This is a genomic window from Escherichia sp. E4702, from assembly GCF_963883545.1.
GTDB lineage: Bacteria > Pseudomonadota > Gammaproteobacteria > Enterobacterales > Enterobacteriaceae > Escherichia.
The window spans coordinates 309,702-326,781 of the sequence record NZ_CAWORF010000036.1 but is presented as its reverse complement, the minus strand read 5'-3'; the positions used below and the strand labels follow the sequence as shown (position 1 = coordinate 326,781).

The 17,080-nt window shown below is 53.1% G+C and carries 12 protein-coding genes; 5 read left to right on the top strand and 7 right to left on the bottom strand.

Translation table 11 applies throughout. The annotated features are described in order from the left end of the window. Positions 1-37: 37 nt before the first annotated feature. From gntX to gntT, 3 genes are all read left to right on the top strand, one after another. Entirely contained in the window at positions 38-721 is a 684-nt protein-coding gene (gntX, locus tag AACU94_RS22715) for a DNA utilization protein GntX (protein ID WP_130217676.1), read from the top strand. A 58-nt stretch (positions 722-779) separates the two neighbouring features. Next, positions 780-1,355, top strand: a complete 576-nt coding sequence (nfuA, locus tag AACU94_RS22710) for a Fe-S biogenesis protein NfuA (RefSeq protein ID WP_000619389.1) — start codon at positions 780-782, stop codon at positions 1,353-1,355. 350 nt (positions 1,356-1,705) lie between these two features. Continuing rightward, positions 1,706-3,022 carry a gluconate transporter gene (gntT, locus tag AACU94_RS22705; RefSeq protein ID WP_001131743.1) on the top strand — a complete coding sequence of 439 codons (1,317 nt, stop codon included), beginning with the start codon at positions 1,706-1,708 and terminating at the stop codon, positions 3,020-3,022. Between the two features lie 110 nt (positions 3,023-3,132). On the opposite strand, the gene malQ is transcribed toward gntT, so the two are convergent. Both malQ and malP read right to left on the bottom strand, forming a co-directional pair. Beyond that, on the bottom strand, positions 3,133-5,217 hold the full coding sequence (gene malQ / locus AACU94_RS22700) for a 4-alpha-glucanotransferase (protein ID WP_135488667.1): 2,085 nt from the start codon (positions 5,215-5,217) through the stop codon (positions 3,133-3,135). Between the two features lie 9 nt (positions 5,218-5,226). After that, positions 5,227-7,620 carry a maltodextrin phosphorylase gene (gene malP / locus AACU94_RS22695; protein ID WP_135488666.1) on the bottom strand — a complete coding sequence of 798 codons (2,394 nt, stop codon included), beginning with the start codon at positions 7,618-7,620 and terminating at the stop codon, positions 5,227-5,229. A 623-nt stretch (positions 7,621-8,243) separates the two neighbouring features. Between malP and malT the strand changes: the two genes are divergently transcribed. After that, a complete protein-coding gene (malT, locus tag AACU94_RS22690) occupies positions 8,244-10,949 on the top strand; it encodes an HTH-type transcriptional regulator MalT (RefSeq protein WP_130217682.1) in 2,706 nt (901 codons plus the stop codon). A gap of 42 nt (positions 10,950-10,991) precedes the next feature. On the opposite strand, the gene rtcA is transcribed toward malT, so the two are convergent. After that, positions 10,992-12,008, bottom strand: coding sequence for an RNA 3'-terminal phosphate cyclase (rtcA, locus tag AACU94_RS22685; protein WP_135488665.1), 1,017 nt, complete (start codon positions 12,006-12,008; stop codon positions 10,992-10,994). Between the two features lie 3 nt (positions 12,009-12,011). After that, positions 12,012-13,238: an RNA-splicing ligase RtcB gene (rtcB, locus tag AACU94_RS22680; protein WP_001603950.1), complete on the bottom strand. Its 1,227-nt coding sequence runs from the start codon at positions 13,236-13,238 to the stop codon at positions 12,012-12,014. A 188-nt stretch (positions 13,239-13,426) separates the two neighbouring features. Between rtcB and rtcR the strand changes: the two genes are divergently transcribed. Beyond that, complete coding sequence (rtcR, locus tag AACU94_RS22675) at positions 13,427-15,025, top strand: DNA-binding transcriptional regulator RtcR (protein WP_135488664.1); 1,599 nt, start codon at positions 13,427-13,429, stop codon at positions 15,023-15,025. On the opposite strand, the gene AACU94_RS22670 is transcribed toward rtcR, so the two are convergent. From AACU94_RS22670 to glpE, 3 genes are read right to left on the bottom strand one after another with little or no spacing between them, the layout of a single operon-like run. Continuing rightward, on the bottom strand, positions 15,007-15,765 hold the full coding sequence (locus AACU94_RS22670) for a DeoR/GlpR family transcriptional regulator (protein WP_021550071.1): 759 nt from the start codon (positions 15,763-15,765) through the stop codon (positions 15,007-15,009). The genes rtcR and AACU94_RS22670 overlap by 19 nt on opposite strands. A 16-nt stretch (positions 15,766-15,781) precedes the next feature. Next, positions 15,782-16,612, bottom strand: coding sequence for a rhomboid family intramembrane serine protease GlpG (glpG, locus tag AACU94_RS22665; protein WP_130221379.1), 831 nt, complete (start codon positions 16,610-16,612; stop codon positions 15,782-15,784). Between the two features lie 44 nt (positions 16,613-16,656). Further along, positions 16,657-16,983 (bottom strand): thiosulfate sulfurtransferase GlpE, encoded by a 327-nt coding sequence (gene glpE / locus AACU94_RS22660; RefSeq protein WP_135488663.1) that lies wholly within the window; start codon positions 16,981-16,983, stop codon positions 16,657-16,659. Between the last annotated feature and the right edge of the window lie 97 nt (positions 16,984-17,080).

The following is a 17,080-nucleotide window of genomic DNA, read 5'->3' as shown; positions in this document are numbered from 1 at the left end:
CCGCTATTGTTCTCTTTTGACTTACAAGGATGAACATATGCTAACAGTACCGGGATTATGCTGGCTATGCCGAATGCCGCTGGCGTTAGGTCATTGGGGGATTTGTTCGGTCTGTTCACGCGCCGCCCGTACAGATAAAACGTTATGCCCACAATGTGGATTACCCGCCACACACTCCCATCTTCCTTGCGGTCGCTGCCTGCAAAAACCGCCGCCCTGGCAAAGACTAGTCACGGTCGCCAACTATGCGCCGCCATTAAGTCCGCTCATCCACCAGCTTAAGTTTTCGCGACGTAGTGAAATCGCCAGCGCCCTGGCACGTCTGTTACTATTGGAAGTCTTACACGCCCGTCGGACTACCGGATTACAACTGCCGGATCGCATCATCAGCGTTCCGTTATGGCAGCGGCGTCACTGGCGTCGGGGATTTAATCAGAGCGATTTGCTGTGTCAGCCGTTATCACGCTGGTTGCACTGCCAGTGGGATAGCGAAGCCGTCGTACGAACACGGGCCACCGCTATCCAGCATTTTCTCAGTGCCCGGCTGCGCAAGCGCAACCTGAAAAATGCTTTTCGCCTTGAATTGCCTGTGCAAGGTCGCCATATGGTGATTGTGGATGATGTCGTTACCACCGGAAGTACCGTCGCAGAGATTGCGCAGCTGCTTTTACGCAATGGTGCGGCGACAGTCCAGGTCTGGTGCCTTTGTCGAACCTTGTAGAGCCTCGATGATGGGCGTATTATAACCAACTAAAATAGTCAACTATTAGGCCATTACTATGATCCGTATTTCCGATGCTGCACAAGCGCACTTTGCCAAACTGCTGGCAAACCAGGAAGAAGGGACACAAATCCGCGTATTTGTGATTAACCCTGGCACGCCTAACGCTGAATGTGGCGTTTCTTATTGTCCGCCGGACGCTGTGGAAGCCACCGACACCGCCCTGAAATTTGACCTGCTGACTGCGTATGTTGATGAGTTAAGCGCGCCATACCTGGAAGATGCAGAGATCGACTTTGTTACCGACCAGTTGGGTTCTCAGCTGACGCTGAAAGCCCCGAACGCCAAAATGCGTAAAGTGGCTGACGATGCGCCACTGATGGAGCGTGTGGAGTATATGCTGCAATCGCAGATCAACCCGCAACTTGCCGGTCACGGTGGTCGCGTTTCGCTGATGGAAATCACCGAAGACGGTTACGCCATTCTGCAATTCGGCGGCGGCTGTAACGGTTGTTCTATGGTCGATGTGACGCTGAAAGAAGGGATCGAGAAGCAGCTGCTGAACGAATTCCCGGAGCTGAAAGGTGTACGCGATCTCACCGAACACCAGCGCGGCGAGCACTCTTACTACTAAGTTATCCCCTCTTTTGTAGATTGCCCGATGCGACGCTAAAGCGCCTTATCGGGCCGTCTGCCAGGCATTGGCTCTACATTGGCTCGGCAAATCCATCCCTTCGTTTCCCCGCGATAATATGACCAACCTCTCATAATTTAAATTTACCCCGCTCTGGTGATTCTCAAGCACACAATGTTACCCGTATCATTTGCGTGGGCACCAAACACACTCATAACATCTGACTACACTAATTAGTTTTAGAAGTCGTCAGCTATGGTGCTGTTATATCTCTGTTCCCAGTTGGGACGATCAGAATTTATCGTCAGAAGCCTGACGTTACCCATAACAAATGAAAGGCCAGGTAAATCATGCCATTAGTCATTGTTGCTATCGGTGTAATCTTGTTATTACTCCTGATGATCCGCTTCAAAATGAACGGTTTCATCGCTCTCGTCCTGGTGGCGCTTGCTGTTGGATTAATGCAAGGTATGCCACTGGATAAAGTTATTGGCTCTATCAAAGCCGGTGTCGGCGGTACGCTCGGCAGCCTTGCCCTGATCATGGGTTTTGGCGCGATGCTGGGCAAAATGCTGGCAGACTGCGGTGGTGCACAACGTATCGCCACCACGCTGATTGCCAAATTTGGTAAAAAGCACATCCAGTGGGCAGTGGTACTGACCGGTTTCACCGTTGGTTTTGCCCTGTTCTATGAAGTGGGTTTCGTACTGATGCTGCCTCTGGTGTTCACTATCGCTGCAGCGGCGAATATTCCACTGTTATACGTTGGTGTACCGATGGCTGCTGCGCTGTCTGTGACCCACGGCTTCCTGCCACCGCATCCGGGCCCGACTGCGATTGCCACCATTTTCAATGCCGATATGGGTAAAACCCTGCTGTACGGTACTATTCTGGCAATCCCGACCGTGATTCTCGCCGGTCCGGTTTACGCTCGCGTGCTGAAAGGTATCGATAAGCCAATCCCGGAAGGTCTGTACAGCGCGAAAACCTTCAGTGAAGAAGAGATGCCGAGCTTTGGCGTCAGCGTCTGGACTTCTCTGGTGCCAGTTGTGCTGATGGCGATGCGTGCGATTGCCGAAATGATCCTGCCGAAAGGTCACGCGTTCCTGCCGGTGGCGGAGTTCCTCGGTGACCCGGTAATGGCAACGCTGATTGCTGTGCTGATTGCGATGTTCACCTTTGGTCTGAACCGTGGCCGTTCAATGGATCAGATTAACGACACGCTGGTTTCTTCCATCAAAATCATCGCGATGATGCTGTTGATCATCGGCGGTGGCGGTGCGTTCAAGCAGGTGCTGGTAGACAGCGGCGTGGACAAATACATTGCTTCCATGATGCACGAAACCAACATTTCTCCGCTGCTGATGGCATGGTCGATTGCTGCCGTACTGCGTATCGCGCTGGGTTCCGCAACCGTTGCGGCAATCACTGCGGGGGGTATCGCGGCACCGCTGATTGCAACGACAGGCGTTAGCCCAGAGCTGATGGTTATTGCGGTTGGTTCCGGTAGTGTGATTTTCTCGCACGTGAACGATCCGGGCTTCTGGCTGTTCAAAGAGTACTTTAACCTGACTATCGGCGAGACCATCAAATCCTGGTCGATGCTGGAAACCATTATCTCAGTGTGCGGTCTGGTTGGCTGTCTGCTGCTGAATATGGTGATTTGATAATACTGATGGCCGGATGCGGCGTGAACGCCTTATCCGGCCTACGATTCGGCATTAATTAGTAGGCCGGATAAGACGCGTCAAGCGTCGCATCCGGCATCAACCGCACTCTACTTCTTCTTCGCAGCCGCCCTGCGCCGCTTGTCCAGATCCTTAATCAACTTGTTCACCCCATCATCGGCAAACATCGTCTCAAGCGTTGCGGAAAGCTTGCGTCGCCAGTTTTTGTACTGGTAACTGGTTCCAGGAATATTTACCGGTTCCGCCATATCGAGCCAGTCTTCCGGCTGTAGCCCTAACAGGGCGCTGTTGCTGTCGGCAATGTAGCGTTGCAAACCACGATTAAGCGTCGGCGTCATCGCCATCAGCGACGCCTTATGCCCGGCTCGTTTAGGCAGACAACCGTATTTATGCAGTGCATCCAGCAGCCCCTGCTTCGCCAGTTCGCGATCATGATACAAACCGCGTAGCACCTCTTCATCCGGATACAGGCCCAGCGTTTTGCCCAGCGTTAGATCCCCGCTCTCCCAGTAACCGCGAAGCGTTGGCAGGTCGTGTGTCGCCGCAACTGCCATCGACTGCTCCGGGTACGCTTTCGGCGCGCGGAATGTCTTCTCATGGTCGCTTTCGAAATAGAGCACTTTATAGGAGTAAACACCGCTACTGCGCAGTTTACCGACAATCTCTACTGGTACAGTGCCGAGATCTTCGCCAATCACCATGCAGCGATGACGCTGACTTTCAAGTGCCAGAATCGAGAGCAGATCATCCACCGGATAGTGAACATATGCCCCCTGATCCGCCGTCTCGCCATACGGTATCCACCACAAACGCAGCATCGACATCACATGGTCAATTCGTAATGCGCCGCAGTTTTGCATATTGGCACGCAGCAGCTCGATAAACGGTTCATAGGCGCGCGCGGTGATGATATGCGGATCCATCGGCGGCAATCCCCAGTTCTGCCCCAACGGGCCGAGGATATCCGGCGGCGCGCCAACCGACGCTTTCAGGCAATACAGTTCACGGTCGCACCAGGTTTCTGCCCCACCTTCTGCTACACCAACCGCCAGGTCACGATACAAGCCAATCGGCATTTCATAGCCCTGGCTTATCTCCCAGCAAGCGGCAAACTGGCTGTAAGCCAGCCACTGCAACCAGAGATAAAAATCGACGTCATCGCGATGTTCTTCGCAGAACTGACGCACTTCTGGCGAATCCACGTTCTGATACATCTCAGGCCATGCTGGCCAGCCCCAGCGCATTTCGTCCTCTTTCACTTGCTGGGCATGTAGCGCATCAAAGGCTGCCTGCCAAAACAGGCTGTCGCCCTGCTCTGCAACAAACTGGCGAAACGCGGTCATCTGCTCATCATCACGTTGCGCGAAACCTTTCCACGCCATGCGCAATGCTGTCATTTTTAGGGCGGTAACCGTGGAGTAATCGACCCAGTCGGCATCCCGCGCCTGTTGCAGCGTCTGTTGCGTCGTCGGCATCTGCCACCAGGTTTGCGCCTCTTCGCTCAGCTGAAAATCTTCAACGGCGTTGACGTCGATATAAATCACGTTCAGCCAGCGGCGAGAAGACGGGCTATATGGGCTGGCGCTTTCCGGGTTTGCCGGATAGAGCGCATGAATCGGATTCAGGCCGATAAACGCTCCACCACGTTTCGCCACATCCACCAGCATCGCTTTGAGATCGCCAAAATCCCCAATACCCCAGTTTTTTTCCGATCGCAGCGTATAAAGCTGAACGCAGGCCCCCCACAGCTTTTGCTTGTTGAGCAATGCCTGCGGTTCGTAGCAGCGTTTCGGGGCGACAATCACCCGACAATGAGCACGCTGTTCATCCTGGGTAAGCGTCAGCGTGTGATAACCTTCCGGCAGCTTCGTCGGTAGATTGAACGCGTTACCACCGCTCACGTGGCCTTTGTACTGCGTACCTTCTTCGGTGGTCAGCAACCAGCTAAATTCGCCGCTGCCCTCTACCGCCATTGGCATTTTTTTCCCGGCGGTATACACCATGACATTTGGCACTGGTGTTACCGCCACTTTCGTGGCGGTACTTTGATGCATCGCATCAAGCAAACGCCGTTTGGTTTCGGCGCTAATCGACTGCGGTTTTCCGTGGGCATTGATGTAATTGGGGCTGATCCCCGCCGCCAACGCGGCTTTATCCAGACGTTTGCTTTCCATCGCGCTTCCTTAGCGTTTTGCCTGCCAGATACGAGCCTGATAATCACGGATTGAGCGATCCGAGCTGAACATACCGCAGCGGGCGGTATTGAGGATCGCCGCGCGAGTCCAGGCCTCCTGGTCGCGGTACAGCACATCCACGCGTTTTTGCGCTTCGACATAAGCCGCAAAGTCCGCCATTACCAGATACGGATCGCCGCCCTGCTTACCGAGGCTATGCAGCATCTGGTCAAACGCGTGTTTATCGCCATCGCTATATTTGCCGCTTTCCAGCTCCTTCAATACCGCATCAAGGACCTTATCTTTCTTCCGCCATTTCACCGGGTCATAGCCCTTCGCTTTCAGCGCCTTAACCTGCTCCACGGTATGACCAAAGATAAAGATATTCTCTTCACCGACTTTCTCGGCGATCTCCACGTTTGCGCCATCCAGTGTGCCTACAGTGAGCGCACCGTTAAGCGCCAGTTTCATATTGCCAGTACCAGAAGCTTCTTTACCTGCGGTGGAGATCTGTTCGGAGATATCCGCCGCCGGGATCAGCATTTCCGCAGCAGATACACAATAATCTGGCAGGAACACAACCTTCAGCTTGTCGCCCACCTGCGGATCGTTGTTGATCACGTCAGCCACTTTGTTGATCGCAAAGATAATATTCTTCGCCAGGTAGTAGCCTGGTGCCGCTTTCGCGCCGAAGAGGAAGACGCGCGGTACGCGGTCAGCCTGCGGGTTTTCACGAATTTCTTTGTACAACGCCAGAATATGCAGCAGATTCAGGTGCTGGCGTTTGTACTCGTGCAGGCGTTTGATCTGAATATCGAAAATCGCCTGAGGATTGATTTCAATACCGGTACGGACTTTCACAAACTCCGCCAGACGAACTTTATTCGCCTGTTTGATCTCGCGATATTGCTGACGGAATTTCTCGTCATCAGCGAATTTTTCCAGATTGATCAACTGATCGAGATCGTTAGCCCACTCTTTTTTCAGTGACTTATCCAACAATGCTGCCAGTGCCGGGTTGCACTGTTTGATCCAGCGACGTGGCGTAATACCGTTGGTGACGTTATGGAATTTGTTCGGCCATAGCTGGTGATATTCCGGGAACAGATCTTTCACCACCAGATCCGAGTGCAGCGCCGCCACACCGTTCACCGCAAAGCCGCTTACCACGCACATATTGGCCATGCGAACTTGTTTGTCATGCACCACCGCCAGCTTCGCCCATACCGCTTTATCGCCCGGCCAGGTTTTTTCCACCAGCTTCTTAAAGCGGTTGTTAATTTCGTTGATTAACTGCATATGGCGTGGCAGCAGGGCTTTTACCAGTTTCTCATCCCAGCACTCAAGTGCTTCTGGCATTAGGGTATGGTTGGTATAAGCAAAGGTATTGCTGGTGATTGCCCATGCGTCATCCCAGCTCATCTGGTGCTCATCGATCAGCACGCGCAGCAGTTCCGGAATAGCGATAGTCGGGTGGGTATCGTTCAGTTGAATGACTTCGTAATCTGCCAGCTCGTGCAGTTTACGCCCCGCCAGATGGTGACGACGCAGAATGTCGGCAACCGAACAAGCACACTGGAAATATTGCTGCATCAGACGCAGTTTTTTACCGGCAGTATGGTTGTCGTTTGGATAGAGCACTTTAGTCAGTTTTTCAGCGTCGATGCCCTGTTGTTCAGCACGCAGGAAATCGCCGTCGTTGAATTTGGTGAGGTTAAACGGATGCGCATGTGTCGCTTGCCATAAACGCAGCGGCTGCGCCACACCATTTCGGTAGCCCAACACAGGTAAATCCCACGCCTGGCCGGTAATGGTAAATGCGGGCTCCCAACGTCCGTCTTTCGTGACCTTGCCACCAATCCCAACCTGCACGTCAAGCGCTTCATTATGGCTGAACCACGGATAGTTACCGCGATGCCAGTCATCTGGCGCTTCCATTTGTTGACCGTCAACAAATGACTGACGGAACAGACCGTATTGATAGTTCAGACCATAGCCTGTTGCGGACTGTCCGACGGTCGCCATTGAGTCGAGGAAACATGCCGCCAGACGGCCCAGACCGCCGTTGCCCAGCGCCGGGTCAGTCTCTTCTTCCAGCAAATCTGTCAGGTTGATGTCATAAGACTTCAGCGAATCCTGAACGGCCTGATACCAACCGAGATTTAACAGGTTGTTCCCCGTCAGACGACCAATCAAAAACTCCATTGAGATGTAGTTGACATGGCGCTGATTCGCTGCCGGTTTGGCAAAAGGCTGGGCGCGCAGCATTTCCGCCAGCGCTTCACTCACTGCCTGCCACCACTGGCGAGGGGTCATCTCAGCTGCCGAAGTTAAACCATAACGCTGCCATTGACGTGACAGGGCTTCCTGAAATTGCTTTTCATTAAAAATGGGTTGTGACATAGGAGTTCCAGTTTTCTTAGACATTAAACACAACGTTATCGTTAGTTTGCCAGGCTCCATGTTGACCTTCCTCATCCTACTGGGGATTAGGCGGGGAGGAGTGACGGGGATGAGCAAGAAAATGTGATCGCGAACACTTAAAGGTAGTGCAATCAACTGCAAAAGCACTGGCCCAGTGCCAAAGCGCGCAGAAAACTGACGATTAACAGTAAGAAAGGGCCGTTGCGTATTATCAAAAAGCGGAAAGCCACTCTATAAATTAAGTAAAGCAGCGAAATAGTTTCAGCAATGAAATACCAATCGAGATTCATCTCATTCTTAATAGATTTATTAAGATCATCTTTTTAGATAGACCTTTCATCATGAATTAAGGGAGCATCATTGCTTTAATAACACTATTGAACCACGAGAAAACACCATAAGATCCAGTATCTACGCTGGATCAGCGTAGTTTTAAGATGAAACATTAATAAAGGTTTTGAATTGTGACAGAGTGCAAATTCAGACACATAAAAAACCGTCATCGCTTGCATTGCACAGATTTCTGGCCGACCTTATAACCATTAATTACGAAGCGCAAAAAAAATAATATTTCCTCAATTTCCACAGTGAAGTGATTAACTATGCTGATTCCGTCAAAATTAAGTCGTCCGGTTCGACTCGACCATACCGTGGTTCGTGAGCGCCTGCTGGCTAAACTTTCCGGCGCGAACAACTTCAGGCTGGTGCTGATCACAAGTCCTGCGGGCTACGGAAAGACAACGCTCATATCCCAATGGGCGGCAGGCAAAAACGATTTGGGCTGGTACTCGCTGGATGACGGCGATAACCAGCAAGAACGTTTCGCCAGCTACCTGATTGCCGCAATTCAACAGGCCACCAACGGGCATTGCCCCGCCAGTGAAGTGATGGCGCAAAAGCGGCAATATGCCAGTCTATCCTCACTTTTTGCCCAACTGTTTATCGAACTGGCAGAATGGCACCAGCCGCTCTACCTGGTTATTGACGATTATCATCTGATCACTAACCCAGTGATTCACGAGTCAATGCGCTTCTTTATTCGTCATCAACCGGAAAATCTGACCCTGGTGGTTTTGTCGCGCAATCTTCCGCAACTGGGTATTGCCAATTTGCGTGTACGTGACCAACTGCTGGAAATTGGCAGCCAGCAACTGGCGTTTACCCATCAGGAAGCCAAGCAGTTTTTTGATTGCCGTCTGTCTTCGCCCATTGAAGCCGCTGAAAGTAGCCGGATTTGCGATGACGTTTCTGGTTGGGCAACGGCTTTACAATTAATCGCCCTCTCCGTCCGACAAAATACCCACTCTGCGCACAAATCCGCACGTCGCCTGGCGGGCATTAATGCCAGCCATCTTTCTGATTATCTGGTCGATGAAGTGTTGGATAACGTTGATCTGGCAACACGCCATTTTCTACTGAAAAGTGCCATTTTACGCTCGATGAACGATGCGCTAATCACCCGCGTGACCGGTGAAGACAACGGGCAAATGCGCCTCGAAGAAATTGAGCGTCAGGGACTGTTTTTGCAACGGATGGATGATACCGGCGAGTGGTTCTGCTATCACCCGTTGTTTGGCAACTTCCTGCGCCAGCGCTGCCAGTGGGAACTGGCGGCGGAACTGCCGGAAATTCACCGTGCTGCCGCAGAAAGCTGGATGGCGCAAGGTTTTCCCAGCGAAGCTATTCATCATGCGCTGGCCGCAGGCGACGCGCTGATGCTGCGCGATATTCTGCTTAATCACGCCTGGAGTTTGTTCAACCATAGCGAACTGTCACTGCTGGAAGAGTCGCTCAACGCCCTGCCGTGGGACAGCCTGCTGGAAAACCCACAGCTGGTGTTGTTGCAGGCGTGGCTGATGCAAAGCCAACATCGCTATGGCGAAGTGAACACCCTGCTGGCGCGTGCCGAGCATGAGATCAAGGATATCAGGGAAGGTACCATGCACGCAGAATTTAACGCTCTGCGCGCCCAGGTGGCTATTAACGACGGCAATCCGGATGAAGCCGAGCGGCTGGCAAAACTGGCGCTGGAAGAACTGCCCCCGGGCTGGTTCTACAGCCGCATTGTGGCAACCTCCGTGCTTGGCGAAGTGTTGCACTGCAAAGGCGAATTGACCCGCTCACTGGCGTTAATGCAGCAAACCGAACAGATGGCACGCCAGCACGATGTCTGGCACTACGCCTTGTGGAGTTTAATCCAGCAAAGTGAAATTCTGTTTGCCCAAGGGTTCCTGCAAACTGCATGGGAAACACAGGAAAAAGCATTCCAGTTGATCAACGAGCAGCATCTGGAACAGTTGCCGATGCATGAGTTTCTGGTGCGCATTCGTGCACAGCTGCTATGGGCCTGGGCGCGACTGGATGAAGCCGAAGCGTCGGCGCGTAGCGGGATTGAAGTCTTGTCGTCTTATCAGCCGCAGCAACAGCTTCAGTGCCTGGCGATGTTGATTCAATGCTCGCTGGCCCGTGGTGATTTAGATAACGCCCGTAGCCAGCTAAACCGTCTGGAAAACCTGCTGGGGAATGGCAAATATCACAGCGACTGGATCTCTAACGCCAACAAAGTTCGCGTGATTTACTGGCAGATGACCGGCGATAAAGCGGCTGCCGCCAACTGGCTGAGCCATACTGCGAAACCAGAGTTTGCGAACAATCACTTCCTGCAAGGTCAATGGCGCAACATTGCCCGCGCACAAATCTTGCTGGGCGAGTTTGAACCGGCGGAAATAGTCCTCGAAGAACTGAACGAAAACGCCCGCAGTCTGCGGTTGATGAGCGACCTCAACCGTAACCTGCTTTTACTCAATCAGTTGTACTGGCAAGCCGGGCGTAAAAGCGACGCCCAGCGTGTGCTGCTGGATGCATTAAAACTGGCAAACCGCACTGGATTTATCAGTCATTTTGTCATTGAAGGCGAAGCGATGGCGCAACAACTGCGCCAGCTGATTCAGCTTAATACGCTGCCGGAACTGGAACAGCACCGCGCGCAGCGTATTCTGCGGGAAATCAATCAACATCATCGACATAAATTCGCCCATTTCGATGAGAGTTTCGTTGAACGTCTGCTAAATCATCCGGAAGTGCCAGAACTTATCCGCACCAGCCCGCTGACACAACGTGAATGGCAAGTACTGGGGCTGATTTACTCCGGTTACAGCAACGAACAAATTGCGGGCGAGCTGGAAGTCGCAGCGACCACTATCAAGACGCATATCCGCAACCTGTATCAGAAACTCGGCGTCGCCCACCGCCAGGCTGCGGTACAACACGCGCAGAAACTGCTGAAGATGATGGGGTATGGAGTGTGAATTTAGCCGGATAACGCGCCAGCTCCGGCTTACATCTCAGCATCATTCAACGCTCACTCGCGTTACGCCGTCTGTTTCTGTCAGACTGAACCGCACGGGCAAGAAACGCTCCACCACGGCAATATTGGTCAGCAGATGGCATGAGGGATGGGCGACCGTAAATTGTCCCGCGCCCGCCAGCGCCATCGGTAGAACCAGCTGGTCAGCGAGATATTCCCCCACCGCCGCCGGGCTTGCCAGGTAGCGTTTCACCTCTTTCACTAACTGTGCCGCGACCACTTCGGCGCTGACGCGCTTTTCACCGACGACGAAAAAGCGTTCGGTAATATTTTCACTTTCGACTTCAAGCGAGACGGTATTACCCGGCCCCTGGTCGCGCGGCAGGTTATGAATATTCTGCTCATGCAGGGAAAAACTACCCGCCAGTGTAGCGATCTCACGTTCAGCGACATGCCTCGGCACACCAGCTAATAGCACCTCACCACGCATCTGCACAATGTTCCCGCGCTCGCCAAGTTGCAAGGTGTTAAACGATGCCACGGGCGAGACATCCGTTGCCACCACGCCGCCTCCGGCAGGGTAAAAACCGTGGCGTAATAATGTGGTTTGCTGATGAATTCCCATTTTCGCCAGCAGCGGCTCCAGCACCCGGCGGATAAAATCCGCAGGCGGGGCCGACGGGTTATCGGTACCGCCGCTCACTTCAACACGCGAAGGCCCGTCGGCAAACCACAGCGCGGGTAGCACCGTTTGCAGCACCAGCGTACAACTTCCGGCGCTACCGATAGCAAAGCGGTAATCGCCGCCGCGCACGGTACCAGGCCGGAAGACCAGACGCTGCGATCCCAGCTCCGCGCCTTCCACCGTTGCTCCGCAAATTTCCGCAGCCGCTTTTACCGCAGTCAGATGCTGGCGCAACAGCCCCGGTTTCGCCCGCCCGGCACGAATGCCGGTGATGGTAAATGGCTGGCCGGTTATCATCGACAGGCTCAGCGCCGAGCGCAGGATCTGCCCGCCGCCTTCGCCCTGTGCGCCATCCAGCGCAATCATCCTTTTCATCATTTATCCTTTTACGCACACCACCTGACGCAGAGTGTAGATAACTTCCACCAGATCGCTTTGTGCCGCCATCACCGCATCAATATCTTTATACGCCATCGGGATTTCGTCGATCACTTCGGCATCTTTACGGCATTCCACATGCGCGGTGGCACGAATTTGATCTTCCACGCTGAACAGTTTTTTCGCTTTAGTACGGCTCATTACCCGCCCGGCACCGTGGCTGCATGAACAGAACGACTCTTCATTTCCCAGCCCACGGACGATAAAGCTTTTCGCTCCCATCGAACCGGGAATAATTCCATATTGACCAGCACGCGCAGACACCGCGCCTTTACGCGTCACATAGATCTCTTCGCCAAAGTGCTGTTCTTTTTGCACATAGTTGTGGTGACAGTTGATCTCTTCCATTGCCAGCGTTTGTGGCTGTCTGACCGTTTTCTGCGTAATGCTCTGCAACGCCGTTACCACGTTTTCCATCATCGCATCGCGGTTAAGGCTGGCAAAAAGCTGCGCCCAGGCCACGGCTTTCAGGTAATCATCAAAGTATTCCGTACCTTCCATAAAGTACGCCAGATCACGCGACGGCAACGTCTCAAGCTGGTCCTGCATCTCTTTTTGTGCCAGATCGATAAAGTAAGTCCCGATGGCGTTACCAATTCCGCGTGAACCGGAGTGCAGCATAATCCATACCTGGTCCGACTCATCAAGGCAGATTTCAATAAAGTGGTTACCCGTTCCCAGCGTTCCCAGGTGTTTATAGTTGTTAGTGTTAAGGAAACGGGGATATTTTTGCGTTAACCACTGATAACCGGCTTCAAGCTCAGCCCATTTCGCATCGACGTTAACAGGCGGATTTTCCCATGCGCCTTTATCACGTTTACAACGGCCAGTGGTACGCCCATGCGGCACGGCCGTTTCAATTGCCTGACGCAGCTCCGCCAGGTTTTCAGGCAGGTCCGCCGCCGTTAACGCGGTACGCAGCGCGTTCATTCCGCAGCCAATATCCACGCCCACCGCCGCCGGAATAATCGCCCCTTTAGTCGGGATCACGCTACCAATGGTGGAACCTTTACCCAGGTGTACATCAGGCATTACCGCAATATGTTTGAAAATAAACGGCATCTTCGCCGTATTAATAAGTTGCTGACGTGCATCGGCTTCTACCGGCACGCCTTTGGTCCACATTTTTACCGGGGCATTTTCAGTGGTCAGTAATTCGTAATTCATTTTGTTTTTCTCTTTTCGTTGTTTGCTGTCCTGATAATTGCAACCGTCGTGCCAGAAAATTAAATATGCAGGTTAATTTTTTAATTCATTGTTTTTAAATAGATAAAATCTTTACGTCCGTAAACGGAGATTTCCCGCAAAGCCAATTTACCGATAATGAAATATCGTTTTTTATAAGGATATCTAAGATGCGTAAAACAGTGGCTTTTGGCTTTGTCGGAACGGTGCTGGATTATGCCGGGCGCGGCAGTCAGCGCTGGTCGAAATGGCGTCCGACGCTCTGTTTATGCCAGCAAGAATCGTTGGTCATCGATCGACTGGAATTGTTGCACGACGCCCGCTCGCGCTCGCTATTTGAAACGCTTAAACGCGATATCGCCAGCGTTTCGCCAGAAACAGAAGTGGTGAGCGTTGAGATTGAACTGCATAACCCATGGGATTTCGAAGAGGTTTACGCCTGCCTGCATGATTTCGCTCGTGGTTACGAGTTTCAGCCAGAAAAAGAAGACTATTTAATTCACATCACCACCGGCACCCACGTCGCGCAGATTTGCTGGTTTCTGCTGGCGGAAGCGCGTTACCTGCCCGCCCGGCTGGCGCAGACCTCGCCTCCGCGCAAAAAAAAGCAGCCCGATAGTCCAGGCGCGGTGACGATTATCGATCTCGATTTAAGCCGTTATAACGCCATCGCCAGCCGCTTTGCCGAGGAACGCCAGCAAACGCTTGATTTTCTTAAGTCCGGCATTGCCACGCGTAACCCCCACTTCAACCGCATGATTGAGCAGATTGAAAAAGTGGCGATTAAATCCCGCGCGCCAATTCTGCTTAATGGCCCGACCGGTGCAGGTAAGTCATTTCTGGCGCGACGCATCTTCGAGCTAAAACAGGCGCGGCATCAGTTTAGCGGCGCGTTTGTGGAAGTGAACTGCGCCACCCTGCGCGGCGATACCGCCATGTCGACGCTGTTTGGTCATGTAAAAGGCGCGTTTACCGGGGCGCGGGAATCGCGGGAAGGTTTGTTACGCAGCGCCAACGGCGGGATGTTGTTTCTTGATGAGATTGGCGAACTGGGCGCAGACGAACAGGCAATGCTGCTGAAAGCCATTGAAGAGAAAACCTTTTACCCGTTTGGCAGCGATCGCCAGGTGAGCAGTGATTTTCAGCTTATCGCCGGAACGGTGCGCGATTTGCGCCAGCTGGTTGCCGAAGGCAAATTTCGCGAAGATCTATACGCGCGGATCAATCTCTGGACCTTCACCCTGCCGGGGCTGCGCCAGCGTCAGGAAGATATTGAACCTAACCTGGATTATGAAGTGGAGCGCCACGCTTCACTCACCGGCGACAGCGTGCGTTTTAACACCGAAGCGCGGCGCGCCTGGCTGGCCTTTGCGACATCTCCCCAGGCAACATGGCGCGGTAACTTTCGCGAGCTTTCTGCCAGCGTCACGCGAATGGCAACCTTTGCCACTAGCGGACGCATTACTCTGGAAGTGGTTGAAGATGAGATAAACCGTCTGCGCTATAACTGGCAGGAGAGCCGCCCCTCCGCGCTTACGGCGTTGTTGGGCGCAGAGGCAGAAAACATCGATCTCTTCGACCGTATGCAACTGGAACACGTAATAGCTATCTGCCGCCAGGCAAAGTCGCTTTCTGCTGCCGGACGACAGCTTTTTGATGTTTCGCGCCAGGGCAAAGCCAGCGTCAACGACGCGGATCGGCTACGCAAATACCTGGCGCGTTTTGGTCTGGCGTGGGAAGCCGTGCAGGATCAGCACAGCTCCAGTTGAATATGATGGTCCGTCAGCACCTGCATCACGCCCGCTGGCGGCGGGGCGTCGGTGTAGACGGCATCAACCATGCTGATGCTGCCCATATTGACCATCGCATTACGGCCAAATTTCGAGTGATCGACAACCAGCATAACGTGACGCGAGTTCTCAATAATGGCGCGTTTGGTGCGAACTTCGTGGTAATCGAACTCCAGCAGCGAGCCGTCGCTATCGATGCCGCTGATCCCCAGAATGCCAAAGTCCAGACGGAACTGGGAGATAAAATCGAGCGTCGCTTCGCCAATGATCCCACCATCGCGGCTGCGTAATTCGCCACCGGCGAGAATGATGCGAAAATCGTCTTTCACCATCAGCGTGTTAGCAACGTTGAGATTGTTGGTGACAATGCGCAAATTGCTGTGATTAAGCAGCGCGTGCGCCACCGCTTCCGGCGTGGTGCCAATATCGATAAACAGCGTCGAGCCGTTGGGGATTTGCTCCGCCACTTTACGGGCGATGCGCTCTTTTTCTTCGGTCTGAGTGGCCTTGCGATCGTGCCACGGCGTGTTAACCGAACTGGAAGGCAGCGCCGCGCCGCCATGATGGCGCAGGATCAGGTTTTGCTCTGCCAGCTCGTTAAGGTCGCGGCGAATAGTTTGCGGGCTGACGGAGAAATGCTCTACCAGCTCTTCGGTACTGACATAACCCTGCTGTTTAACCAGTTCGATAATACCGTTGTGACGTTGTGTTTGTTTCATTTATAAATCCCTGGAATTATTTTCGTTTTCGCGCATTGAGCGAATCAACAAAAGCCATCGCTAAACCCACGGCTAACCCGGCGATGTGTGCTCCGTTCGCCATCGACATCCCAAACAAATCAAACCATCCGGCGACAATCCAGATCAGCGCAAAGATAATTAACCCACGTTGCAGGTAAATGCCACTTTGCGGATCGCGTTCGCCACGTAGCCAGACGTAGCCCATCAGCGCATACACCACGCCAGAAAGCCCGCCAAACCACGGCCCGCTGAATTTTTGCTGCACATAGCCACTTAACAGGGCGCTAATGAGAGTAATGACAATTAGCTTACCGCTGCCGAGGCGTTTTTCCACCGCACCGCCGAGATACCACCACCAGAGCAGGTTAAAGAGGATATGCATCAGCGAGAAGTGCATTAACGCGTGGGTGAAGTAACGCCAGAACTCAAATTTCAGTGTTGGATCGAATGGCCAGGCCAACCATAGCATCACGTCCTGATCGCCAAGGATTTGCATGGCGATAAACACCAGCACGCAGGCGATCATCATCACCCAGGTTACCGGACCTGCACGTTCACGCAAGGCAGCAAAGAAAGGATAACGGCGATAATGCAGGCCACTGCCGGTATGGCCCGCCTGCCAGCTCGCCGCCAGATAACGCGGATCTGCCGGGTTTTCGAGAAAACGCGCCAGCTCCGCCCGCACGCGCTCGGCCTGGGACTCATCCGCCAGCCAGACATCGCTTTGGTTATGTTGTTGAATCGTGAGGATAACACCCTGCGTCGCCATATAATCAACAAACGCCTGCGCCACGCGGGGGTTAGCAAAAGAGGTAATCATCAACATCGTTGCTGTCGCTTATTCCACACAAAAGGGGACAGTATAAAGCGTTACGCGCCGTACGCCACCTCTGCGGGAAACTGACGCAGCCAGGCTTCAAAGCCGCCGTCAATGCTATAAACCACATCGTAGCCCTGTTGCAGCAGATACTGCGCCGCGCCTTTGCTGCTATTGCCGTGATAACACATCACCATCACCGGTGTGTCAAAGTCGTTATCACGCATAAACGCGCCCAGTGTGTCGTTGGTTAAATGGAAAGCCTGCACCGCATGCCCCATTGCGAAACTCTGTGGATCGCGAATATCGACCAGCACCGCCTCTTTTTCCTGCAACTTCTGGTGCGCGTCGGCAACGTTAATACATTCGAACTGATCCATGCGTCTCTCTTTCTTTACAAACAAGTGGGCAAATTTACCGCACAGTTTACGTCGAAGCGGCAGATAAACGCCATAATGTTATACATATCACTCTAAA

Bases quoted from the DNA above. Each gene is read 5' to 3' on its own strand.
- gntX (WP_130217676.1), top strand. From the start codon at position 38: ATGCTAACAGTACCGGGATTATGCTGGCTATGCCGAATGCCGCTGGCG.
- nfuA (WP_000619389.1), top strand. From the start codon at position 780: ATGATCCGTATTTCCGATGCTGCACAAGCGCACTTTGCCAAACTGCTG.
- gntT (WP_001131743.1), top strand. From the start codon at position 1,706: ATGCCATTAGTCATTGTTGCTATCGGTGTAATCTTGTTATTACTCCTG.
- malQ (WP_135488667.1), bottom strand. From the start codon at position 5,217: ATGGAAAGCAAACGTCTGGATAAAGCCGCGTTGGCGGCGGGGATCAGC.
- malP (WP_135488666.1), bottom strand. From the start codon at position 7,620: ATGTCACAACCCATTTTTAATGAAAAGCAATTTCAGGAAGCCCTGTCA.
- malT (WP_130217682.1), top strand. From the start codon at position 8,244: ATGCTGATTCCGTCAAAATTAAGTCGTCCGGTTCGACTCGACCATACC.
- rtcA (WP_135488665.1), bottom strand. From the start codon at position 12,008: ATGAAAAGGATGATTGCGCTGGATGGCGCACAGGGCGAAGGCGGCGGG.
- rtcB (WP_001603950.1), bottom strand. From the start codon at position 13,238: ATGAATTACGAATTACTGACCACTGAAAATGCCCCGGTAAAAATGTGG.
- rtcR (WP_135488664.1), top strand. From the start codon at position 13,427: ATGCGTAAAACAGTGGCTTTTGGCTTTGTCGGAACGGTGCTGGATTAT.
- AACU94_RS22670 (WP_021550071.1), bottom strand. From the start codon at position 15,765: ATGAAACAAACACAACGTCACAACGGTATTATCGAACTGGTTAAACAG.
- glpG (WP_130221379.1), bottom strand. From the start codon at position 16,612: ATGTTGATGATTACCTCTTTTGCTAACCCCCGCGTGGCGCAGGCGTTT.
- glpE (WP_135488663.1), bottom strand. From the start codon at position 16,983: ATGGATCAGTTCGAATGTATTAACGTTGCCGACGCGCACCAGAAGTTG.